The 22,242-nt window shown below is 74.2% G+C and carries 22 protein-coding genes; 14 read left to right on the top strand and 8 right to left on the bottom strand.

All coding sequences use genetic code 11. From position 1 onward, the window contains the following. Positions 1–220: 220 nt before the first annotated feature. Positions 221–961: a phosphoglyceromutase gene (locus tag N866_RS07975; protein WP_034225061.1), complete on the top strand. Its 741-nt coding sequence runs from the start codon at positions 221–223 to the stop codon at positions 959–961. Between the two features lie 105 nt (positions 962–1,066). On the opposite strand, the gene phoU is transcribed toward N866_RS07975, so the two are convergent. Further along, positions 1,067–1,723: a phosphate signaling complex protein PhoU gene (gene phoU / locus N866_RS07970; RefSeq protein ID WP_034225055.1), complete on the bottom strand. Its 657-nt coding sequence runs from the start codon at positions 1,721–1,723 to the stop codon at positions 1,067–1,069. Between the two features lie 144 nt (positions 1,724–1,867). Here phoU and N866_RS07965 point away from each other — a divergent pair, with 144 nt between their 5' ends. The 7 genes from N866_RS07965 to pstB all read left to right on the top strand — a co-directional run bounded on the left by N866_RS07965 (position 1,868) and on the right by pstB (position 9,354). Continuing rightward, positions 1,868–3,121, top strand: a complete 1,254-nt coding sequence (locus N866_RS07965; protein WP_245612437.1) for a sensor histidine kinase — start codon at positions 1,868–1,870, stop codon at positions 3,119–3,121. Continuing rightward, positions 3,118–3,816 (top strand): response regulator transcription factor, encoded by a 699-nt coding sequence (locus N866_RS07960; RefSeq protein ID WP_034225054.1) that lies wholly within the window; start codon positions 3,118–3,120, stop codon positions 3,814–3,816. Before N866_RS07965 ends, N866_RS07960 begins: the two co-directional genes overlap by 4 nt. A 207-nt stretch (positions 3,817–4,023) precedes the next feature. Continuing rightward, positions 4,024–5,130: a phosphate ABC transporter substrate-binding protein PstS gene (gene pstS, locus N866_RS07955; RefSeq protein WP_034225052.1), complete on the top strand. Its 1,107-nt coding sequence runs from the start codon at positions 4,024–4,026 to the stop codon at positions 5,128–5,130. A gap of 319 nt (positions 5,131–5,449) precedes the next feature. Continuing rightward, positions 5,450–6,577 (top strand): phosphate ABC transporter substrate-binding protein PstS, encoded by a 1,128-nt coding sequence (locus N866_RS07950; RefSeq protein ID WP_034225051.1) that lies wholly within the window; start codon positions 5,450–5,452, stop codon positions 6,575–6,577. Further along, the gene (pstC, locus tag N866_RS07945) at positions 6,574–7,554 is read left to right on the top strand and encodes a phosphate ABC transporter permease subunit PstC (RefSeq protein ID WP_034225050.1); all 981 of its coding nucleotides are present in this window, start codon (positions 6,574–6,576) and stop codon (positions 7,552–7,554) included. Before N866_RS07950 ends, pstC begins: the two co-directional genes overlap by 4 nt. After that, on the top strand, positions 7,554–8,516 hold the full coding sequence (gene pstA / locus N866_RS07940) for a phosphate ABC transporter permease PstA (RefSeq protein WP_034225049.1): 963 nt from the start codon (positions 7,554–7,556) through the stop codon (positions 8,514–8,516). Before pstC ends, pstA begins: the two co-directional genes overlap by 1 nt. Positions 8,517–8,574: 58 nt before the next feature. Next, on the top strand, positions 8,575–9,354 hold the full coding sequence (gene pstB, locus N866_RS07935; RefSeq protein WP_034225048.1) for a phosphate ABC transporter ATP-binding protein PstB: 780 nt from the start codon (positions 8,575–8,577) through the stop codon (positions 9,352–9,354). 75 nt (positions 9,355–9,429) lie between these two features. Here pstB and N866_RS07930 read toward each other — a convergent pair whose 3' ends face one another. Next, positions 9,430–9,972: a hypothetical protein gene (locus N866_RS07930; protein ID WP_052022582.1), complete on the bottom strand. Its 543-nt coding sequence runs from the start codon at positions 9,970–9,972 to the stop codon at positions 9,430–9,432. A gap of 106 nt (positions 9,973–10,078) precedes the next feature. Beyond that, positions 10,079–10,558, bottom strand: a complete 480-nt coding sequence (locus N866_RS07925) for a hypothetical protein (RefSeq protein WP_034225047.1) — start codon at positions 10,556–10,558, stop codon at positions 10,079–10,081. A gap of 356 nt (positions 10,559–10,914) precedes the next feature. Between N866_RS07925 and N866_RS07920 the strand changes: the two genes are divergently transcribed. From N866_RS07920 to ispF, 3 genes are read left to right on the top strand one after another with little or no spacing between them, the layout of a single operon-like run. After that, on the top strand, positions 10,915–11,397 hold the full coding sequence (locus tag N866_RS07920; protein WP_034225045.1) for a CarD family transcriptional regulator: 483 nt from the start codon (positions 10,915–10,917) through the stop codon (positions 11,395–11,397). Positions 11,398–11,438: 41 nt separating this feature from the next. Beyond that, entirely contained in the window at positions 11,439–12,281 is an 843-nt protein-coding gene (locus tag N866_RS07915) for an IspD/TarI family cytidylyltransferase (RefSeq protein ID WP_245612435.1), read from the top strand. Further along, complete coding sequence (ispF, locus tag N866_RS07910; RefSeq protein WP_034225036.1) at positions 12,278–12,799, top strand: 2-C-methyl-D-erythritol 2,4-cyclodiphosphate synthase; 522 nt, start codon at positions 12,278–12,280, stop codon at positions 12,797–12,799. The genes N866_RS07915 and ispF overlap by 4 nt, the downstream gene beginning before the upstream one ends. A gap of 56 nt (positions 12,800–12,855) precedes the next feature. Here ispF and N866_RS07905 read toward each other — a convergent pair whose 3' ends face one another. Further along, positions 12,856–13,788 (bottom strand): NADP-dependent oxidoreductase, encoded by a 933-nt coding sequence (locus N866_RS07905; RefSeq protein WP_155855256.1) that lies wholly within the window; start codon positions 13,786–13,788, stop codon positions 12,856–12,858. Between the two features lie 111 nt (positions 13,789–13,899). Between N866_RS07905 and cysS the strand changes: the two genes are divergently transcribed. Next, entirely contained in the window at positions 13,900–15,336 is a 1,437-nt protein-coding gene (gene cysS / locus N866_RS07900; RefSeq protein ID WP_034225032.1) for a cysteine--tRNA ligase, read from the top strand. Then, positions 15,336–16,361: a 23S rRNA (guanosine(2251)-2'-O)-methyltransferase RlmB gene (rlmB, locus tag N866_RS07895; RefSeq protein ID WP_034225024.1), complete on the top strand. Its 1,026-nt coding sequence runs from the start codon at positions 15,336–15,338 to the stop codon at positions 16,359–16,361. Before cysS ends, rlmB begins: the two co-directional genes overlap by 1 nt. A gap of 76 nt (positions 16,362–16,437) precedes the next feature. On the opposite strand, the gene N866_RS07890 is transcribed toward rlmB, so the two are convergent. From N866_RS07890 to N866_RS07875, 4 genes are all read right to left on the bottom strand, one after another. Beyond that, positions 16,438–17,685, bottom strand: a complete 1,248-nt coding sequence (locus N866_RS07890) for a DUF4032 domain-containing protein (RefSeq protein ID WP_034225022.1) — start codon at positions 17,683–17,685, stop codon at positions 16,438–16,440. Positions 17,686–17,798: 113 nt separating this feature from the next. Continuing rightward, the gene (locus tag N866_RS07885; RefSeq protein ID WP_034225020.1) at positions 17,799–18,929 is read right to left on the bottom strand and encodes an ABC transporter ATP-binding protein; all 1,131 of its coding nucleotides are present in this window, start codon (positions 18,927–18,929) and stop codon (positions 17,799–17,801) included. A gap of 164 nt (positions 18,930–19,093) precedes the next feature. Then, complete coding sequence (otsB, locus tag N866_RS07880; protein ID WP_034225018.1) at positions 19,094–19,876, bottom strand: trehalose-phosphatase; 783 nt, start codon at positions 19,874–19,876, stop codon at positions 19,094–19,096. Then, a complete protein-coding gene (locus N866_RS07875; protein ID WP_052022580.1) occupies positions 19,873–21,339 on the bottom strand; it encodes an alpha,alpha-trehalose-phosphate synthase (UDP-forming) in 1,467 nt (488 codons plus the stop codon). The genes otsB and N866_RS07875 overlap by 4 nt, the downstream gene beginning before the upstream one ends. A 185-nt stretch (positions 21,340–21,524) precedes the next feature. Between N866_RS07875 and N866_RS07870 the strand changes: the two genes are divergently transcribed. After that, a partial coding sequence (locus N866_RS07870; protein ID WP_034225015.1) for a serine/threonine-protein kinase occupies positions 21,525–22,242 on the top strand: 718 nt, incomplete at its 3' end.

The raw sequence follows: 22,242 nt of genomic DNA, 5'->3' as shown, positions 1-22,242 counted from the left end.
CGGCCCTCGGCGTCGGCGCCGGGCACCACGCGCGACGGCTGGGCTGGGAGTCGGCCGCCGAGGCCGTCGTCGACGTGTACGACGCCTGCCGGCGCCGGATGCCGTCGCGCGCCACCGCCTGAGAGGGCCGCCCGACGCCGTCCGAGCGGCCGCCCCAGGGGCCGTCCGGACCTGGGACGGTCCCGGAGCGGGCCCGCGACGATGCGGCAGGATGGCCACCATGACCTACACCCTCGTGCTGCTCCGCCACGGCGAGAGCGAGTGGAACGCCAAGAACCTGTTCACCGGCTGGGTGGACGTCGCGCTGTCCGAGAAGGGCGTCGAGGAGGCGAAGCGCGGCGGCACCCTGATGACCGACGCGGGCGTGCTCCCGGACGTCGTGCACACGTCGCTGCTCCGTCGCGCGATCACCACCGCGAACCTGGCCCTCGACGCCGCCGACCGCCACTGGATCCCCGTGCGCCGTCACTGGCGCCTCAACGAGCGCCACTACGGCGCCCTGCAGGGCAAGGACAAGAAGCAGACCCTCGCGGAGTTCGGCGAGGAGCAGTTCATGCTGTGGCGCCGCTCCTACGACGTCCCGCCGCCGCAGATCGAGCTGGGCTCGGAGTTCTCGCAGGACGCGGACCCGCGCTACGCGGACGCCCCGGTCGTGCGCACCGAGTGCCTCAAGGACGTCCTCGAGCGTGCCCTGCCGTACTGGGACAGCGACATCGTGCCGGACCTGCAGTCCGGCAAGACCGTCCTCGTCGCGGCCCACGGCAACTCGCTGCGCGCCATCATCAAGTACCTCGACGACATCGACGACGAGACGATCGCGGGCCTCAACGTGCCCACGGGCATCCCGCTGCTCTACGAGCTGGACGAGGAGACGCTGAAGCCGGTCACGAAGGGCGGCCGGTACCTGGACCCCGACGCCGCCGCCGAGGCGATCAAGGCGGTCGCGAACCAGGGTCGCTGACACCCGCACGCACGACGACGCCCGCCACCCCTGCGAGGGGCGGCGGGCGTCGTCGTACGTCCTGGCGTGCCGGCCGCTGCCCGTGCTCAGCGCGGCCTCGGGCGGTCAGGGGCCGCCGTGCTCGTCGAGCTCCCCGGTGACCAGGTAGACGATGCGCCGGGCGACCGAGACGCCGTGGTCCCCGAAGCGCTCGTAGTAGCGGCCCAGCAGCGTCACGTCCACGACCTGCTGCGGCGTCAGGGTGAGATCCCCGCCCAGCGTGGCCGTGAACGTCTCGTGGTGCAGGCGGTCCAGGTTGTCGTCGTCGCGCTCGATCTCCTCGGCCAGCTCGAGGTCGTGCGACCCGAGCACGGTCGTGACCCGCTGCGCGACGCGGACGGCGCTGTCGTGCATCTGCCGGAACAGCGGCTCCAGCTCGGGGGGCATGGCCCGACCGGGGTAGCGCAGCCGCGCGACCTCCGCGACGTGCCGCGCGAGGTCGCCCATCCGCTCCAGCGAGGCGCTCATGCGCAGCGCCGTGACGACGATCCGCAGGTCGCGGGCGACCGGCTGCTGCTGGGCCAGGAGCGCGACGCACCGCTCGTCCAGGTCACGCTCGATGGCGTCGATGGTGCTGTCGTCGGCGATGACGTTCTCGGCCAGGGCCACGTCGCCCTCCAGGAGCGCCGTCCCCGCCGAGGAGATCGCCGACTCGACCAGCCGGCTCATCGCCTGGAGGTCCTCGCCGAGCTGCGTCAGCTCGGCCGTGAAGATGTCCCGCATCAGTTCCCTCTCGTCGCAGTGCCGGGACAGGGTCGCAGCGTCGGGTGAACGGTTCCGGACCGGACGGTGAACATCTGCCGTCCTGGAGCCGACGTCACCCGTGGCGTGGCCCCCGACCCCTGCTTGCGAACATACCCTGACCTGGTGATCGAGACCCCGCTCGCCGACGGCGTGGCTCAGGTGGCCGTCGGGACCATGGTGGTCGCCGTGCTCGTGGCCGCCGTCCTCGGCGTCGTCGTCGGCCTGCTGGTGGGCCGCTCGCCCCGGGCGGCTCACGGCGCCGCCGCCGGGGGGCGGGACGAGCCGGACCCGCCCGAGGGGCGGGACGTGCTCGACCGCGGGGCGACCGAGGTGCTCGCCGCCCTGCGCTCGGCGGCCGTGGTCGCCGAGACCGACGGTCGCGTGGTGCGCGCGAGCCCGACGGCGCGCACGGTCGGCCTGGTCCGGGACGACCGGTTCCAGCACCCCGTCCTCGAGCGGATGGTCCTGGACGTCGTCGCCGACGGTCGGGTCCGGGACGAGGAGCACGCGCTGCCCCGCAGCGCCGTCGGCGGCGGGACGCTCGTCATGCAGGTCCGCGTCGCGATGCTCGGGGACCACCACGTGCTCCTCCTCGCCGAGGACCGGACCGAGGCGCGCCGTCTCGAGGCGATCCGGCGCGACTTCGTCGTCAACATCTCCCACGAGCTCAAGACGCCCGTCGGCGCGCTCGCCCTCCTGTCCGAGACCGTCCAGGACGCCGCGGACGACCCGGACGCCGTGCGCCGCTTCGCCGGGCGCATGCAGACGGAGGCCGCGCGGCTCGCCGCGCTGGTCCAGGAGGTCATCCAGCTCTCCCGGCTCCAGGTGGCCGACCCGCTCGTCGCGGCCACGACGATCGCCCTCACCGACGTCGTGCACGAGGCGGCGGACCGCTCCCGCACGACGGCGACCGGCAAGGGCATCGAGATCGACGTCGGCCCCGTGCCGCGCGGCGCCGTCGTCCTCGGCTCGCACGACCTGCTCGTCACCGCTGTGCGGAACCTCCTGGACAACGCGGTGGCGTACTCCGAGCCCGGCACGCGGGTCGCCGTGGGCACGACGCTGCGTCCCGAGGCGGACGCCGTGGAGGTCGCCGTCGTCGACCAGGGCATCGGCATCCCGACCGAGGCGCAGCCCCGGCTGTTCGAGCGGTTCTACCGGGTGGATCCGGCACGGTCGCGCGACACCGGCGGCACGGGCCTCGGGCTGTCCATCGTCAAGCACGTCGTCGCCGACCACGGGGGAGAGGTCTCCGTGTGGTCCCAGCTCGGCCACGGCTCCACGTTCACCGTCCGGCTGCCGCTCGCACCGGACGCCCTCGCCACCACCGCCCCGGCCGCCCCCACCGGCCCGCCCGACGAAGGAGCCGCCCCATGACCCGCATCCTCGTGGTCGAGGACGAGGAGTCCTACCGCGACCCCCTCTCCTACCTCCTGCGCAAGGAGGGCTACGACGTCTCCGTCGCCGCCGACGGGGTCACCGCGCTGGAGGAGTTCGAGCGCGGCGGGGCGGACCTCGTCCTCCTGGACGTCATGCTCCCCGGGCTGTCGGGCACCGAGGTGATCCTGCGGCTGCGGCAGCGCAGCACCGTCCCGGTGATCATGCTGACGGCCAAGGACTCGGAGATCGACAAGGTCGTCGGTCTCGAGCTGGGCGCCGACGACTACGTCACGAAGCCCTACTCCTCCCGGGAGCTGCTCGCCCGGGTCAAGGCGGTGCTGCGCCGGCGCTCCGAGCCCGCGGAGGACGACGACGAGCAGGTCCTCGCCGTCGGCGGCCTGCGCCTGGACCCGGACCGGCACGTGGTCGAGGTCGACGGGGAGCGGACGTCGTTCCCGCTCAAGGAGTTCGAGCTGCTCGAGCTGCTCCTGCGCAACGCCGGCCGGGTGCTCACCCGCCGTCAGATCATCGACCGCGTGTGGGGCTCGGACTACGTGGGGGACACCAAGACCCTCGACGTCCACGTCAAGCGGGTGCGCGCGAAGATCGAGAAGGACCCGGCCGCACCGGTGCGCCTCCTCACGGTGCGGGGCCTGGGCTACAAGCTGGCCGACGACGACACGTCGGCCTGAGCGGTCGGCGTCGGGGGCCCGAGGGCAGCGAGGACCTCGGGCCCCGGCTGCCGGCCACCGGGCCCCCGGCCGTGATCACGAACGTCCGCCGGCCGTTCACCCGGCGTTCAGCCCCGGCACCGGAACCGGTCACGCGGGCTCCCTAGCGTCGCCGTCGACACCGACCGCCGGTACCCGACCGGTGGCGTGACGACAGGACGGAACACCGTGAAGCTTCAGCGCACGAGCCGCATCGCCGCCCTCGCTGCCGTGGGCGTGCTGGCCCTGACCCTCACCGCGTGCGGCTCCGACGCCGCCACGGACGACCCGACCACCGACGCCGAGTCCGGCGCGACGGGCGAGCTGAGCGGTCAGCTCTCCGGTGCCGGTGCGAGCTCGCAGGAGTCCGCCATGCAGGCGTGGATCGCGGGCTTCGGCAGCGCGAACCCGGACGTCACCGTGGCGTACGACCCGGTCGGCTCGGGTGGCGGCCGGACCCAGTTCGTCGAGGGCGGCGTGGCGTTCGCCGGCTCGGACGCGGCCCTGGACGAGGAGGAGACGGCCCTGGCCGCCGAGCGCTGCGCGCCGGGCGACGCCGCCGAGCTCCCGCTCTACATCTCGCCGATCGCCGTGATGTTCAACCTTCCGGGCATCGACTCGCTCAACATGACGCCGGAGACGGTCGCCGGGATCTTCGCCGGCGAGATCACGCAGTGGAACGCCCCGGAGATCGCCGCCGACAACCCCGACGTCGAGCTCCCGGACCTGGCGATCACGCCGGTCAACCGCTCGGACGAGTCCGGCACCACCGAGAACTTCACCGAGTACCTCGCCGCCGCGGCCGCCGACGCCTGGCCGCACGAGGCGAGCGGTGACTGGCCCATCTCCGGCACGCAGTCCGCCCAGGGCACGTCCGGCGTGGTCCAGACCGTGACCGAGGCCGAGGGCGCCGTCACGTACGCCGACGCCTCGCGGGCCGGCTCGCTGGGCACCGTCGCCGTGCAGGTCGGCGACGAGTTCGTGCCGTACTCGCCGGAGGCCGCGGCCGCCGTCGTCGACGCGTCCCCGCTGGCCGAGGGCCGCGGCGAGGCGAGCCTCGTCCGCGAGCTCGAGCGTGACACCACGGCGGCGGGCACCTACCCGATCGTGCTCGTGTCGTACTCGCTGGCCTGCACCACCTACGAGGACCCGGCCACGGCCGAGCTCGTCAAGGCGTTCCTCACCTACGTCGCCAGCGAGGAGGGCCAGCAGCAGGCGGCCGGCGCCGCGGGCTCGGCGCCCATCTCCGAGGAGATGCGCGCCAACGTGATGGAGATCGTCGACTCGATCTCCTGAGTCTGTCGTGCCGGCCGTTCCGGGGGGAACGGACGGCACGCACGAGGACGGCCGGTGGTCCCGGGGGGAGACCGCCGGCCGTTCGCGTGCCCGCGCCAGGAACTCTTCGCCCCTCGTTCACCTGCCGTTCACCCAGGGGCGACCGCGCGGTAGGGCACCCTCGTACTGTTGTCCCGGCCGCGCACCCCGCTGGCCCGACCCACCCGAACGGAGAGCCGTGACGCGCCTGCGTCAGACCCCCCACGCCGTCCCGTCGGCCGCACCCCGCGCACTCGCCCCCTCTCAGGGGCGGCGGACGCCCGGGTCGCCCGGTGGCCGGGTGGCCGCCGCCGCGGTCGCCGTCGTCGCCGCGCTGACGCTCACGGCCTGCGGCTCCGACGACCCGCTGAACCACCCGTGGCGGCCCGGCCCGGCGGCGCAGGAGGGGGCCGCCGGCGACGGCGCCGCCCCCGAGGTCGAGGGCCTGACAGGGACCGTGGCCGGCGCCGGCTCGAGCGCCCAGGAGGCCGCGATGCAGGCGTGGATCGCCGGGTTCCAGTCGGCGAACCCCGACGTCAGCGTCGCCTACGACCCGGTGGGCTCCGGCGGCGGGCGCACCCAGTTCGTCGAGGGCGGCATCGCCTACGCGGGCTCGGACGCCCCGCTCGACGAGGAGGAGCTCGCCGCGGCCCAGGAGCGCTGCGCGCCCGGTGCGGTCGCGGAGCTGCCCCTGTACATCTCGCCCATCGCGGTGATGTTCAACCTGGAGGGCGTCACCTCCCTGAACATGTCCGCCGCGACGATCGCGGGGATCTTCGCCCGGGAGATCACCCGGTGGGACGACCCCCGCATCGCGGCGGACAACCCCGGGGTGGCCCTGCCGGACCTGGGCATCACCCCGGTGAACCGCTCGGACGAGTCCGGCACCACGGAGAACTTCACCGAGTACCTCCACGAGGCCGCGCCGGACGTCTGGACGTTCGACCCGAGCGGCAACTGGCCGCTCACCGGCGGCCAGTCCGCCCAGGGCACGTCCGGGGTCGTGCAGACGGTCCAGGACGGCCAGGGCACCATCACGTACGCGGACGCCTCGCGTGCCGGGACGCTCGGGACGGTGGCCCTCGGCGTCGGCGAGGAGTGGGTGCCGTTCTCGCCCGAGGCCGCCGCCGCCGTCGTCGACGCGTCGCCGCGCGCCGAGGGCCGGCCCGAGGCGAGCCTCGTCGTGGAGCTGGACCGCGACACGACGGCCCCCGGCGCCTACCCGCTCGTGCTCGTCTCCTACACCCTTGCCTGCACGGCCTACGCCGACGCGGCCGACGCCGAGCTCGTCGGGGCCTTCCTGTCCTACGTCGCGAGCGAGGAGGGCCAGGCCGCCGCGGCGCAGGCCGCCGGCTCCGCCCCGATCTCCGACGCCCTGCGCGAGCAGGTCCTGCCCGTCGTCGAGGCCATCAGCCAGGAGGCGATGTGACCACCGAGCCGACCACCCCTGCGGCTCCGGCCCCCGCGGTCCGCCGCGCGTCCACGCGGGACCGCGCGGGCCGCATCTTCGCGGGCCTGTCCACCGGAGCCGGCGCCCTCATCCTGATCGTCCTCGCCGCCGTCGCCGGCTTCCTCCTGCTCGAGGCCTGGCCCGCGCTCACGGCGGGGGCCGAGGAGCTGACGAGCATCAGCTGGATCCCCGACGACGGCTCGCTGCTGACGTACGTCGGTCCGCTGATCTTCGGCACCCTCGTCGCCGCGGTCCTCGCCCTGCTCCTGGCCGTGCCGGTCGCCATCGGCATCGCGCTCTTCATCTCCCACTACGCGCCCCGGCGGCTGTCCAGCGCCCTCGGCTACGTGGTCGACCTCCTCGCCGCCATCCCGAGCGTCGTGTACGGCCTGTGGGGCGGCCTCGTGCTCGCGCCGCTGGTGCAGCCGGTCTGGCAGTGGCTCAGCGAGACGCTGGGGTGGATCCCGCTGTTCGAGGGTCCCGCCGCGACCCCGGCCCGCGTCATGATGACGGTCGGGGTGGTGCTGGCGGTCATGATCCTGCCGATCATCACCGCGGTCTCCCGCGAGGTCTTCCTGCAGACCCCCCGCCTGCACGAGGAGGCCGCGCTCGCGCTCGGCGCCACGCGGTGGGAGATGGTGCGGATGGCCGTCATCCCGTTCGGTCGCTCCGGCGTCATCAGCGCCTCGATGCTGGGGCTCGGCCGCGCGCTCGGCGAGACGATGGCGGTCCTCATGATCCTCTCGCCCGGGCTCACCTACAGCCTGGCGCTGCTCCTCGCCGGCCGGCAGCAGACCATCGCGGCGAACATCGCGCTGCAGTTCCCCGAGGCGAGCCCGCTGGGTGTCAGCGCGCTCATCGCCACGGGCCTGGCGCTGTTCGTCATCACGCTGGCGGTCAACATGCTCGCGCGCTGGGTCGTGGCCCGCCGCGCCGACTTCTCCGGGGCGAACTGATGACGACGACGACCACCTCCGGCCGCGCGACCGGCGCCGCGCCGAGCACGCGGGACGTGCTCACCCGCCCCGACACCCGCCGCAAGCTCGTCGACCGGACGATGCGCGGCGTCGTCACGCTCGCGTTCCTCGTGGCCCTCGTGCCGCTCCTGTCGCTCGTCTGGACCGTGCTGGTCAACGGGTTCGAGCGGCTCAGCCCGTACTTCCTGGCCGTCTCCATGCGCGGTGTCTTCGGCGGCATGGACGCCGGCGGCATCCACCACGCGATCATCGGGACGCTCCTGGTCACGGGGTTCGCCGCGCTCATCTCGGTCCCGATCGGTCTGCTCACGGCGATCTACCTCGTCGAGTACGGCACGGGGCGGCTGGCGCGCTGGGTGACGTTCTTCGTGGACGTCATGACGGGCATCCCGTCCATCGTCGCGGGACTGTTCGCCTACGCGCTCTTCGCCGTGTTCTTCGGCCCGGGGGTCCGGTTCGGCGTCGTCGGAGCGGTCGCGCTCTCCGTGCTCATGACCCCCGTGGTCGTGCGCTCCAGCGAGGAGATGCTGCGACTCGTCCCCAACGAGCTGCGCGAGGCCGCCTACGCCCTGGGCGTCCCGAAGTGGCTGACGATCGTCAAGGTCGTGCTGCGCACCTCCGCGGCGGGCATCGTCACGGGCATCATGCTCGCGGTCGCCCGCGTCATCGGGGAGACGGCGCCGCTGCTCATCACCCTGGGCGTCATCGACTCGATCAACTACAACCTCTTCGAGGGTCGCATGATGACCCTGCCGGTGTACGTGTTCCGGCAGTACCAGCAGGGCCTCGTGCCCTGCCGACCGGAGCAGCTGGACTGCATCGCGACGATCAACTTCGACCGGGCGTGGGCGGCCGCGCTGGTCCTCATCATCATCGTGCTCGTCCTCAACCTCCTGGCCCGGCTCATCGCGCGGTGGTTCTCGCCGACCCGCGGGCACTGACCCCCCGACCCTCCCGCACCACCTGCACCGACCCTCCGGCGCACACAGAGAGAGACCCATGGCCCAGCGCATCGACGTGAAGGACCTCGACGTCTACTACGGCAGCTTCCGTGCCGTCGCGGACGTCTCGATGATGATCGAGCCGCGCTCGGTCACGGCTCTCATCGGCCCGTCCGGCTGCGGCAAGTCGACGTTCCTCCGGACGCTCAACCGGATGCACGAGGTGATCCCCGGCGCCCGCGTCGAGGGCACGGTCACGATGGACGGCGTCGACCTCTACGGCTCCGACGTGGACCCCGTCGCGGTGCGGCGCCAGATCGGCATGGTCTTCCAGCGGCCGAACCCGTTCCCCACGATGTCCATCGCGGAGAACGTTCTGGCGGGTGTCCGGCTCAACAACCGTCGCATCTCCAAGGCCGACGCCGAGACGCTCGTCGAGCAGTCGCTGCAGGGCGCGAACCTGTGGAAGGAGGTCAAGGACCGCCTCGACCGCCCCGGGTCCTCGCTGTCCGGCGGGCAGCAGCAGCGCCTCTGCATCGCGCGCGCGATCGCCGTCAAGCCGCAGGTGCTCCTCATGGACGAGCCTGCCTCGGCACTGGACCCGATCTCGACGCTCGCGATCGAGGACCTCATCGCCGAGCTGAAGAACGACTACACGATCGTCATCGTCACCCACAACATGCAGCAGGCCGCGCGCGTCAGCGACCGGACGGCGTTCTTCAACATCGCGGGCACGGGTGAGCCCGGCCGTCTCATCGAGATGGACGACACCCGGACGATGTTCTCGACGCCGTCCGTGCAGGCCACCGAGGACTACATCTCCGGTCGCTTCGGCTGAGCCGGGTCGCTGAGCCCGGTCGCTGAGCCCGGTCGCTGAGCCCGGCCGCTGAGCCCCTCGGGTGCCGCGCCCCTGTCAGGACTGCGCGGCGCCGTCCCGGTCCGACGGTGCGACCGGCACCAACGGGTCGTAGGGGGGCAGGGTGCCGTCGAGCACGGGGACGGCCGCGGTCACCTGGCCGCCGCGGTCGGTCCCGACGACGAGCTCCATGACGGCGCCCGGCGGCACGGGGACGTCCGGCACCCGGACCTGTTCCTCCTGGGCGGAGCCGAGCGTGACGGTCCCGCCCGCCGGCACGGCCACCGTGCCGAGCACCGTCCCGTCGGGAAGTGCGACCGTCACGTCGACCGGGACCGTGTTGTTGTTCCACGCCGCGCCGTAGAGCGCACCGGTCCCGCCCTCCTCGGCCGTGAGCACCATGAGGTTCACCAGGCCGGCCGTCTCGCTGATGTCGACGGGCAGCCCGTGGGAGGGCGGGTACGCGATGTCTGTCGTGATGGGGTTGGTCGCGGAGCATCCGGTGATCAGTGCCGAGGCCGCCAGGAGGGTTCCGGCGGCGAGCCGGCCGGTACGGGTCGCACGGCGGGTCTCACGGTGGGTCGCACGGTGGGTCGTCATCACGGTCCTCCACTCGCTTGGTCGTCTCTTGACCAACCTAAGGAGAGATCCGGAACCTGTCGCGCCGGGACCACCGATTGCGCGCTCAGGCGGGGCCCGCGCGGGATCAGGGGACGAGGTCGGCGTACTCCGGCAGCGTGCCGTCCAGGACGGGGACCTCGACGCTGGCCGCCCCGCTCACGTCGCTGGTGACCGTGACCTCGAGCTTGCTGCCGGGGATCCCCGGCACGGCCGACAGGTCGACGGTCTCGTCCCCGTCCGGGCCCAGGCGAACGGTGCCGCCGGCGGGGACGTCGATGCTGCCGCTCTGCTCGCCGCCGACGGCCAGGACGACCGACGCGTCCTGCGCACCCCGGTTCGCCACGAAGCCCAGGAGCGTGCCGGGCGCGCCCTCCTCCGCGGTGAGGACGATGAGGTTGCCGACCTGGACGTCGCCCAGCTGCTGGCTCACGCCGTCCGACGGGTCGTAGTCGAGGTCCGTCGTGATCGGGTTGGTGGCGGAGCACCCGGCGAGCAGGGCCGGGAGGGCGAGGGCCACGGCCACGGACGTGCGCCGGCGGGGGGACGGGGTCGAGCGCTTCGCCACGGGTATCTCCTGGTCACGTCGGTCGAGGGCGCGCCACGGGGGCGGAGAGGACTGCGCCGAGGATACCGGCACGCCGGGCGGCCCCGGCGTCGCCGCCGGAGGGCGGACGCGCGGGGCCGCGGCAGCGGCCGCGGGGCTCTGCGCCTCGTCGGCGCAGGACGAGAGGAGGGGTCGAGGGCGCGCTCCCGGACCCGCTCCCGGACCCGCTCCCGGACCGGCCCGGCGTCGGACCGAGGCTCGTCCGGCCGCGGGTGAACAGGCGTCAGTGCGCTGACCAGGGCAAACAATCAGCGGTCCCGGGAGGGGCCGCCCGCGCCGTGGTAAGGTGGACCTCCGCGAAAGGGGACGTCCGCGACATGACCTTCACCGTAGGCGAGACCGTTGTCTACCCGCACCACGGCGCTGCACTGATCGAGGAGATCAAGAAGCGCACCATCCGGGGCGAAGAGAAGATGTACCTCAAGCTCAAGGTCGCCCAGGGCGACCTGACGATCGAGGTCCCGGCCGAGAACGTCGACCTGGTCGGCGTCCGTGACGTCGTGGGGCAGGAGGGCCTGGAGAAGGTCTTCGACGTCCTCCGCGCCCCGTACACCGAGGAGCCGACCAACTGGTCGCGCCGCTACAAGGCGAACCTCGAGAAGCTCGCCTCGGGCGACGTCATCAAGGTCGCCGAGGTCGTGCGCGACCTCTCGCGTCGTGACGCCGACCGCGGCCTGTCCGCGGGCGAGAAGCGCATGCTCGCGAAGGCCCGGCAGATCCTCGTCTCGGAGCTCGCACTCGCCGAGCACACCGAGGAGGAGAAGGCCGAGGCCATCCTCGACGAGGTCCTGGCGTCCTGACGCCACCCACGGCCCGCACGCCCACACCCGGCTCCCGCCCCGTGGACGACGTGCCCGCCCTCCGGGGTGACGGTGGGGTGCGGGCCGTCGTCGTCCTCACCGCCGCCGGCAGCGGCTCCCGCCTCGGTCACACCGTGCCCAAGGCGCTCGTCCCGGTCGCCGGGACGCCCCTCGTCGTCCACGCCCTGCGCGGCCTGTGGGCCTCGGGCGTCGTCGACGACGTCGTGGTGTCGGTGCCCGCCGAGCACCGCGACGCCTTCGAGCGGGCTGTCCGCCGGGCCGTCGACGACGCCACCGCCGTCGGCGTGCGTGCCGCCGCCCGGTGCGTGGTCGGCGGCCCCACCCGTCAGGCGTCCGTGGCGGCCGGGCTGGACGCTCTCGCGCCGCGCGGCCCCGTGACGGGTGCGGCGGCCACCGGTGACGCCGCCGCTGCCGTCGCGGGCGATCAACCCGCCCCTGCGCGCGTGATCGTCCTCGTCCACGACGCAGCGCGGGCCCTGACCCCGCCCGAGGTCGTCGTCCGGGTGGCCGAGGCCGTCGCGGACGGCGCCGACGTCGTCGTCCCGGTGGTCCCCGTCACCGACTCGGTCGTGGAGGTGCACGACGGGGTGCGTGCCGTCGACCGGGCGCGTCTGCGCGCCGTCCAGACGCCGCAGGGCTTCGAGCTCGGACTGCTGCGACGTGCGCACGCCGCGGCGGCCCACCGCGCCGACGACGAGGCCACGGCAGCGACCGACGACGCGCAGCTGTGCGCCGTGCTCGGGGCCGAGACGACGCTCGTGCCCGGTCACCTCGACGCGGTCAAGGTCACGACGCCCCGGGACCTGCTCCTGGCCGAGGCGCTGGTCGCCGCCCGCGTCGCCTCCGACGGGGTCCCGGCATGAGCCGCGAGGACGGGTCCGTGGAGGTGCCCCTGCCCCGGACGGGTATCGGGGTCGACGTCCACGCCTTCGCGGCGGCGGACAGCGGTCGGGAGCTCTGGCTCGGCGGCCTGCTCTGGCCGGGCGAGGTGGGGCTCGACGGCCACTCGGACGCGGACGTCGCGGCGCACGCCGCGGCGGACGCCCTCCTGTCGGCCGCCGGGCTCGGCGACCTCGGGTCGAACTTCGGCACGTCCGACCCGGCGTGGGCCGGCGCCTCCGGTGCTGCTCTGCTGGGTGAGGCGGCACGCCGTGTGCGGGCGGCGGGGTTCCGCATCGGCAACGTCGCCGTGCAGGTCGTCGGCAACCGTCCCCGCGTCGGTCTGCGCCGCGCCGAGGCGCAGGCCGCCCTGTCCGCGGCCTGCGGTGCGCCCGTGAGCCTCTCCGCGACGACGACGGACGGCCTCGGGCTGACGGGCCGCGGCGAGGGCGTCGCGGCGATCGCCACGGCGCTCGTCGTCCTCGTCGACCCGCCCGCCTGAGGGCGGCGCCCTCGAGCCGCCCGCGCCCGGAGCCGCCCGCCCGGACGCGCCCGGACTCAGGGCACCAGCACGATCTTCCCGCGCACGACGCCGTCGATCCCCGCCCGGTGGGCCCGGGCGACGTCGGCCAGGTGGTAGGTGGCACCCACGTGCACCCGCAGGCGGCGGTCGCCGGCCATCTCCACGAGGCGGCGCCGGGCGTCCGCGCGCACGGTGGTGCCGGGGTCCGCGCCGGGTCCGTGGCCGAGCACCTGGATGCCCAGGGCAGGTCCGCGGTGGAAGTTGGCGACGGTCGCGACGCGTCGGCGGTCACCGACGAGCTCCAGGGAGACGTCCAGCGCCTCGTCCGTGCCGACCGTGTCGACCGCGGCCGTGACCTTGGGCGCCACCGCCCGCACCCGGTCCGCGAGGCCGGGGCCGTAGGTGACGGGCAGGGCCCCGAGCTCGACGAGGTGCTCGTGGTTCGCGGCCGAGGCGGTGCCCACGACGCGCGCCCCCCGCAGCCGTGCGAGCTGGACCACCATCGCGCCCACACCGCCGGCGGCCCCGTGCACCAGGAGGGTGTCGCCCGCCCCGGCGTGGACGGCGGTCACCGCGTGCCACGCGGTCGTCCCGGTGAGCAGGAGGCCGCCGGCCGGTGCCCACTCGAGCGACGGCGGGCGGGCCACGAGCGTCTCCGCCTTGACCACCACGCGGTCGGCGTACGCGCCCCGCACGGGCCAGCCGATCACCTCGTCCCCCGCGGCGAGCCCCTCCACGTCCGGCCCGACGGCGGCGACGACGCCCGCCACCTCCAGGCCCAGGCGCAGCGGCAGCTTCGCGGGATCGCTGCCCCATGTGCCGTTGTACGTCTTCCAGTCCGCGGGGTTCACCCCCGCGGCCTTCACGTCGAGGAGCACCTCACCGGGGCCCGGGGCCCCCACGTCGGTCTCCACCACTGCCAGGACCTCGGGTCCGCCGTAGGCGGTCGCCACCACGCTGCGCACCATGCCCCATCCTTTCGCGCAGGTCAGCCGCACGTCCAGGGCCGAGGGTCCCTGCGGGTGCGCTCGTCCGCGGAGCGCCCCGCAGCCCGCACGCCCCGCCGGTACCCTTGCGCGGTGACCCTCCAGCTCTTCGACACGGCGACGCGCGCCCTGCGCGACCTCGTCCCCCTGCGCGCCGGGCGGGTCGGCATGTACGTCTGCGGGGCCACCGTGCAGAGCTCGCCGCACATCGGTCACGTCCGCATGGCCGTGGCGTTCGACGTCCTCGTCCGCTGGCTGCGCCGCAGCGGCTACGACGTCACCCTCATCCGCAACGTCACGGACATCGACGACAAGATCCTCGCCAAGGCCGCCGAGGCCGGCGTCCCGTGGTGGGCGTGGGCGCAGCAGCACGAGCGCGAGTTCACCGCCGCCTACGACGCCCTGGGCGTGCTGCCGCCGACGTACGAGCCGCGCGCGACGGGCCATGTCACCGAGATGGTCGAGCTCATGGAGCGGCTGGTCGAGCGCGGCCACGCGTACGTCACGGGCCCGGGCGACGTGTGGTTCGACGTGCGGTCGTGGTCGGGGTACGGCTCGCTGACCAACCAGCGCCCGGAGGACCTCGAGGCCTCCCCGGACGCCGACGCCGCCGAGGGCGCCCCGGTCAAGCGCGACCCCCGCGACTTCGCGCTGTGGAAGGGCGTCAAGGACACCGACCCGCTGGGCGCCTCCTGGCCCACGCCGTTCGGCCGGGGCCGGCCCGGCTGGCACCTGGAGTGCTCCGCGATGGCGCAGCGCTACCTCGGTGACGCGTTCGACATCCACGGCGGTGGGCTGGACCTGCGCTTCCCCCACCACGAGAACGAGCAGGCGCAGTCCCGGGCGGCCGGACACGACTTCGCGTCGCTGTGGCTGCACAGCGCCTGGGTCACCCAGGGCGGCGCCAAGATGAGCAAGTCGCTGGGCAACTCGCTGCTCGTGTCCGTGCTCCTCGAGCAGGCCGCCCCGGTCGTGCTGCGCTACGCGCTCGCCTCGGTGCACTACCGGTCGATGCTCGAGTGGACCGACGAGACCCTCCACGAGGCGGAGGCGACCTGGACGCGCCTGGCGGGCTTCGTGGCCCGCGCGCAGGAGCGGGTCGGCACACCCACCCCCGACGACGTCGCGTCGAGCGACCTCCCGGCGGCGTTCGTCGCCGCGATGGACGACGACCTCAACGTCTCGGCGGCCCTGGCCGTCGTGCACGAGCACGTGCGCGCCGGCAACACGGCCCTGGCCGACGACGCCGACGAACGCACGGTCCGGGCGCACCTGGTCGCGGTGCGCGCGATGCTCGACGTGCTGGGCCTGGACCCGGCCCGCTGGACGACCGCCGACGGCGACAGCCGCGCGGCCCGGGCGCTCGACGCGCTCGTGCAGGCGGAGCTCGAGGCCCGCGCGAACGCGCGCGCCACCAAGGACTGGGCGACCGCCGACGCCGTGCGGGACCGCCTCGCGGCGGCCGGCGTCGTCGTCCAGGACTCACCGACCGGCGCGCGCTGGGCGCTCGCCACCGATCTGGAGGACTGATGGCCGGCAACTCCCAGCGTCGCGGAGCGACGCGCAAGCCCGGGAGCAAGAAGGGCGCGTCCGCCGGGACCGGTGGCAAGAACCGCCGCGCGCTCGAGGGCAAGGGCCCGACGCCGAAGGCGGAGGACCGGCCGTACCACGTGGCGGCCAAGCGCAAGGCGGCCCAGGAGCGGCAGGACCGGAAGGACACCCCGGGCCAGCGCCGCGGCGCCGCGGCGCCCGCGACCCGCTCGACCACGCCGGCTGCGCGGCGGCGTCGGGAGCTGGGCGGCGTGGAGATCGTCTCCGGGCGCAACTCCGTCGTGGAGGCCCTGCGCGCGGGGGTCCCGTGCGACGGCGTCTGGGTGGCGCGCAGCATCGCCGGCGACGAGCGCACGCGCGAGATCCTCAAGATCGCCGCGGACAAGGGGCTGCCGATCCTCGAGGTCACCAAGCCCGAGCTGGACCGGCTCACCGACGGCCTCGTCCACCAGGGCGTGGCCATGCAGGTCCCCGAGTACCGCTACGTGGACCTCGACCGGATCCTCGCGCGCGCGGAACGCGCGGGGGAGGCGCCGCTCGTCGTCGCGCTCGACGGCATCACCGACCCGCGCAACCTCGGGGCCGTGCTGCGCTCGGCGGGGGCGTTCGGCGCCCACGGCGTGATCGTGCCCGAGCGCCGCGCGGCCGGCGTCACGGCGGCGGCGTGGAAGGTCTCGGCCGGCGCCGCGGCCCGGGTGCCCGTCGCCAAGGTGACCAACCTCGTGCGGGCGCTGGAGGAGCTGCAGAAGGCGGGCTGCTTCGTCGTCGGGCTGGACGCGGGCGGGACCACCGAGGTGGCCGCCCTGGAGACCGCGACCGAGCCGCTGGTCCTCGTGGTCGGCTCCGAGGGCAAGGGCCTGGGCCGCCTGGTGCGCGAGACGTGCGACGTCATCGCCTCGATCCCGATCCGGGGCGCCGTGGAGTCGCTCAACGCCGGCGTCGCCGCCGGCGTCAGCCTCTACGAGGTCGACCGGCTGCGCCGCACGGAGACCGCCGAGGGGTGAGAGCGGCCGGCGGGGGACCCGCCGGCCGGCCGCGATCCGCGGCATGCGGCCGGCCGGTCCGCCGCGTGGCGGCAGGTCAGTCGCGGACGACCGGCAGCACCGCGGTGTCGCTGACCCCGAGGACGGCCTTCTCGTCCGGGCGGGCGCGCAGCACCTTCTCGACGTAGCTCGCGACCGCCTCCGGCAGGGGGACGTCCCGGCCCTGCTCGCTGGAGATGTACCAGCGGTGGTCGAGGATCTCGTGGAACATCTGGGCCGGCTCCAGCTTGCCGCGCAGCTCGCGGGGCACGGCGCGGACGGCCGGCTCGAACACCGTCGTCAGCCAGTCGTGGGCGACGAACTCCTCCTCCTCGCCCTGGCGGTCGGCCGCGGCGGCGTAGGAGTCCAGGTCGTTGAGCATGCGGCGCGCCTGGTTCTCCTGGACGTCCAGGCCCGTGAGGCGCATGAGGCGCCGGGCGTGGTGACCGGCGTCGACGACCTTGGGCTGGATGTGCACGGTCGTGCCGTCCACGTCGGTCGTGATGTCCAGCTCGCCGACGTCGAAGCCCAGGCTGTTGAGCTGCTCGATGCGGGCCGCCACGCGCCAGCGCTCGCCGGTGCTGAAGGACTCCGCACCGGTGAGCGTGTCCCAGAGCTCGGTGTAGCGCTCCACGAGGGCGGCGCCGATCGCCACCGTGTCGACACCGGACTCGAGCAGCTCCCCGGCCTCGAGGTCCATGAGCTCGCCGATGACGTTCACGCGGGCGACCTCGAGGTCGTAGGCGCGCTGGCCGTCCGAGAGCCGGTCGTGCAGGTCCCCGGTCTCCGCGTCGACGAGGAACGCCGCGAAGGTCTCCGCGTCCCGCCGGAAGAGCGTGTTGGACAGCGACACGTCGCCCCAGTAGAAGCCGGTGAGGTGCAGGCGCACCATGAGGACGGCGAGGGCGTCCACCAGGCGCGTCGTGGTGTCCGGCTGGAGCTGCTGGCTGAACAGGGCCCGGTAGGGCAGCGAGAACTGCAGGTGCTGGGTGACCAGGCACGTCTCGAGCCGCTCGCCCGAGGCGTCCCGGCGGCCGTTGACGACGCCGACCGGCACCACGCTCGGCACGCGCAGCCGCTGGAGGGCGCGCAGGAGCTCGTACTCCCGGAAGGCGACGGTCTCCCCGATCTCCTTGATCGCGATGACCCGCCCCGACATCTTCACGAACCGCACCACGTGCCGCGAGATGCCGCGGGGGAGGGCGGCCAGCACCTTGTCGGGCCACTCCTCGAGGGGCACGTCCCAGGGCAGGTCCAGGAGGGCCGGGTCCGGGGCAGCGGCGGTGATCTGGAGGGACTGGGGCACGGCGGCGTCCTCGGTCTGCTGGGCGCTCGGTTGCTGACGGCGCGAGCGGCGGGTGCGGAATGCCGAAGGGGCGGGACGGCCGGAGCCGCCCCGCCCCTTCGCGGGTCCTGAGGTCAGACTACGGCGATGCGCTGACCGGTGGCGGCGGAGAACGCGTGGCGCTCCCCGGGCCGGATGGCGACCCAGACCGTCTCGCCCTTGCGGGGGACCTGACGCGGGTCGACGCGCACGATGACCTGCGCGTCGCCGGCGCCCGAGTGCATCTCGCGGGCCTCGGCACCGGCGTTGGCGATGGCGCCGTAGAGGAACGCGTCCGAGCCGAGCTCCTCGACGAGGTTGACCTCGACGGGGAACGCGCTCTCGTGCGCCTGGCTCACGACGTCGAGCGACTCGGGACGGAAGCCGATCGTGATGTGGCCCTTGTCCTCGTCGGTGATCGCCGACAGGACGGTGCGCTCGAGCGGGATGCGCGTCTGGCCGAGCTGCGCGGCGCCGTCGGCGACCCGGAAGGAGCCGATGTTCATCGCCGGGGAGCCGATGAAGCCCGCGACGAAGACGTTGGACGGGCTGTCGTACATCTCGCGCGGCGTGCCGACCTGCTGCAGGAGGCCGTCCTTGAGCACGGCGATCCGGTCACCCATGGTGAGGGCCTCGGTCTGGTCGTGCGTGACGTAGACCGTCGTGACGCCGAGGCGGCGCTGCAGCGACGCGATCTGCGTGCGGGTCTGGACGCGGAGCTTGGCGTCGAGGTTCGACAGCGGCTCGTCCATGAGGAACACCTGGGGCTCGCGGACGATCGCGCGGCCCATGGCGACGCGCTGGCGCTGGCCACCGGACAGGGCCTTCGGCTTGCGGTCCAGGTACTCCGTGAGGTCGAGGATCTTCGCGGCCTCCTCCACGCGCTTGCGGATGTCCGCCTTGGGCGTGCCGGCGATCTTCAGCGCGAAGCCCATGTTGTCGGCCACGGACATGTGCGGGTACAGCGCGTAGTTCTGGAACACCATCGCGATGTCCCGGTCCTTCGGCTGGACGTCGGTGACGTCGCGGTCGCCGATGAGGATGCGGCCGGAGTTGACGTCCTCCAGGCCGGCGAGCATGCGCAGCGACGTCGACTTGCCGCAGCCCGAGGGGCCGACGAGGACGAGGAACTCGCCGTCCTCGACGTGGAGGTTGAGCGCGTCGACCGCGGGGCGGTCGGTGCCCGGGTAGAGCCGGGTCGCGTGGTCGTAGGTGACCGTAGCCATGATGAGGTACTTCCCTTCACCGGCAGGTACGTGCCGGACGATCCGTCGTGAAGTGGATGCGTCGGTCCGGGTCTCGTCCGCGAGACCCCACCGGCGTCGTGGACAGCGGTGACCCACGGCACAGGCGCGACGCGGTCATCCTGCCACACCTGGTCCGGGTCGGGTCAGGTCAGGTCGTCGGCCACCTGCGTCAGGAGGCGCGCCATCGCGTCGGGGTCGGCCACGCGGAACCGGGCGGCCGAGGCACCCTCGCCGACCTTGACCGTGACGTCGCCGGGGCCGAGCGTCGCGAACGCCCGCTCGTCCGTGACGTCGTCGCCGGCGTAGGCCACGACGTCCACGCCGAGGTCGGCCCGCAGCGCGGCGAGGGCGTCCCCCTTGGTCACCTCGAGCACGGACAGCTCCACGACGTCCTTGCCGCGCATCGCGTCGACGTCGTCGCCGGCGCCGAGCGCCAGGGCGTGCTCCGTCAGCCGCGCGGCGGCGGCGGCGTCGGCGACCGTGCGGGTGTGCAGGACGACGGACGCAGGCTTGCGCTCCACGCGGGCACCGGGGACCGGCGCGACCGCGTCGTCCAGGGCGGCGGCGAGGTCCGCCAGCGCGCGGGCGCGCTCCGGGTCGAGGGTGAAGGGGTCCAGGGCGACCCCGCCGTCCTGCCGTCGGCCGCGCTCCCCGCCGTGGGAGCCGACGAGGTGGGTGCCCTGCGGCACCTCGGCCTTGTCGGACAGGTCGCCGATCGCCCGGCCGGAGACGATCGCGAGGTGCAGGCCCCGCACGCCGGCCAGCCGGTCCAGGGCCGTGACCGCCTCCGGCAGCGCCCGGCTGAGCTCGGGGTCGTCCTGGAGGGGTGCGAGGCAGCCGTCGAAGTCCAGCGCGAGGAGCGCGCCCCCGCCGCGCACCGCCGCGACGACCTCCGCGGCGGCCCGGGCGGCGTCGTCGGCGCTCACAGCGCGCGCCCCGTCATCGGCTCCGACAGGCCGGGGTCGCCCCGCCCGGCGAGCGCGTGGGGCGGGTCGTCCATGAGGAAGGACAGGAAGCGCTCGGACCACCGCGCGACGTCGTCGTGCAGCACGCGCCGGCGCAGCTTGCGCATCCGGCGCCGCTGCTCCGGGGCGTCCATGTGCACGGCGCGCTCGATGGCGTCCTTCATGCCGTCGATGTCGTGCGGGTTGACCATGATCGCCCCGCCGAGCTCGTCCGCCGCACCCGTGAACTCGCTGAGCACCAGCACCCCCCGCTCGTCGGTGCAGGTGGCGACGAACTCCTTGGCGACGAGGTTCATCCCGTCCCGCAGGCTCGTGACGAGCATGACGTCCGCGGCGAGGTAGAGGGCCGCCATCTCCTCCGGCGGGTAGGAGTGGTGCAGGTAGTAGATGGCGGCCGAGCCGATCTGCCCGTGCTCGCCGTTGATCCGGCCGACGAGCAGCTCGACCTCCTCGCGCAGCTGCTGGTACGCCTCGACGTTCTCCCGGCTGGGGCTCGCGACCTGCACGAGCGCAGCGTCGGGCACGTCGAGCCGACCCTCCTCGAGGAGCTCGCCGTAGGCCTTGATGCGGTGCCGGATGCCCTTGGTGTAGTCCAGGCGGTCCACGCCGAGGAGCAGCACCCGGGGGTCGCCCAGGTCGCGCCGGATCTCCCGTGCCCGGGCGCGGACGTCGTCCCGGCGCGCCAGGGCGTCGAAGCGGGCGGAGTCGATGGAGATGGGGAACGCCGCGGCCCGGACCTCCCGGCCGGGGGCCCCCTCCGCGCCGGGGCAGTGCACGACCTGCCCCTTGGTCGTCAGGTCCGTGAGCCGGCGCACGACGCGCACGAAGTTCGCGGCGTCGCCCGCGCGCTGGAAGCCGATGAGGTCCGCGCCGAGCAGGCCCTCGACCACCTGTCGCCGCCACGGCAGCTGCGCGAAGATCTCCAGCGGCGGGAACGGGATGTGGTGGAAGTACCCGATGCGCAGGTCGGGGCGGATCTCCCGGAGCATCGCCGGGACGAGCTGGAGCTGGTAGTCCTGCACCCACACCGTGCCGCCCTCGGCCGCCTGCGCGGCGGCGGCCTCCGCGAAGCGCCGGTTCACCTTGCGGTACGCGTCCCACCACCGTCGGTGGAACTCGGGCGGGCTGATGACGTCGTGGCACAGCGGCCAGAGGGTGTCGTTGGAGAAGCCCTCGTAGTAGTCGCGGACCTCGTCCTCGCTGAGGGCCACCGGGACCAGGCGCATGCCGTCGCCGTCGAAGGGCTCGACGTCGACGTCGGGCTTGCCGGCCCAGCCGACCCAGGCGCCGTCGGCGGCCTGCATGACCGGCTCGAGGGCGCTGACCAGGCCCCCGGGCGAGCGACTCCAGCTCGTGCTGCCGTCCTCCTCGACGGTGACGTCCACCGGTAGGCGGTTGGCGACGACGACCAGCGCGTAGGTCACGGCATCAGCTCCTCGGGTTCCTCCCGAGGGTAACCAAGGCTCGGTCAAGTCTCCCGGTCAGACCGCGTCGGGTGGCCGACGTCACGCGGCGGCACGCGGGTGGGCGGCCGTCGCCCGACGGCGTCCGGCCTGGTGGGCGGGCGCGGCGACCGCCGCCGTGCGGCGGCCGCGGCTAGCGTTGCCGCATGGAGCGGATCGGCGTCGTCCCGGGGACCGAGATCGGTGGGTACCGGGTGCTCGGCCCCCTCGGCCGGGGCGGCATGGGCTCGGTCTACCGCGCCGTCGACGCCGACGGCGTGGCCGTCGCGATGAAGGTCCTCCACCCTCACCTGGCTGCGGACGACGCGAACCGCGAGCGCCTGCGGCGCGAGGTGGCGAACCTCCAGCGGCTCCGGCACCCCGCCGTGGCGCGGGTGCTCGACGCGGAGATCGACGCCGACGACGCCTTCGTGGTGACCGAGCTGGTCGACGGGACCGACCTCGCGGCCCGGGTCCGCGACGCGGGTCCCCTCGACCCGGCGGCGCTGGCCGACCTCGCCGAGCGGCTGCGGGAGGCGCTGGAGGTCGTCCACGGCGCGGGCGTGCTGCACCGCGACCTCAGCCCGGGCAACGTCATGCTCAGCCCGCGCGGCCCGGTCCTCATCGACTTCGGCATCGCCCAGACCGTCGAGGACGCGCGCGTCACCGCCACCGGGATGGTCACCGGCACCCCGGGGTACCTGTCGCCCGAGATGGTCCGCGGCGCCGAGCCGTCGTCGGCCGCCGACTGGTGGGGGTGGGCGGCGGTGCTCGCGTTCGCCGCGACCGGCCGCGCGCCCTTCGGGACCCGCCCCCTCGCGGCCGTGCTGGCCCGGGTGGAGTCGGGGGAGGCCGACCTCGCCGGCCTGGACCCGCGGACGCGGG

It is taken from the genome of Actinotalea ferrariae CF5-4 (genome assembly GCF_000603945.1).
Taxonomy (GTDB): Bacteria; Actinomycetota; Actinomycetes; order Actinomycetales; family Cellulomonadaceae; genus Actinotalea; species Actinotalea ferrariae.
This window is presented reverse-complemented; position numbering and strand designations above follow the sequence as displayed.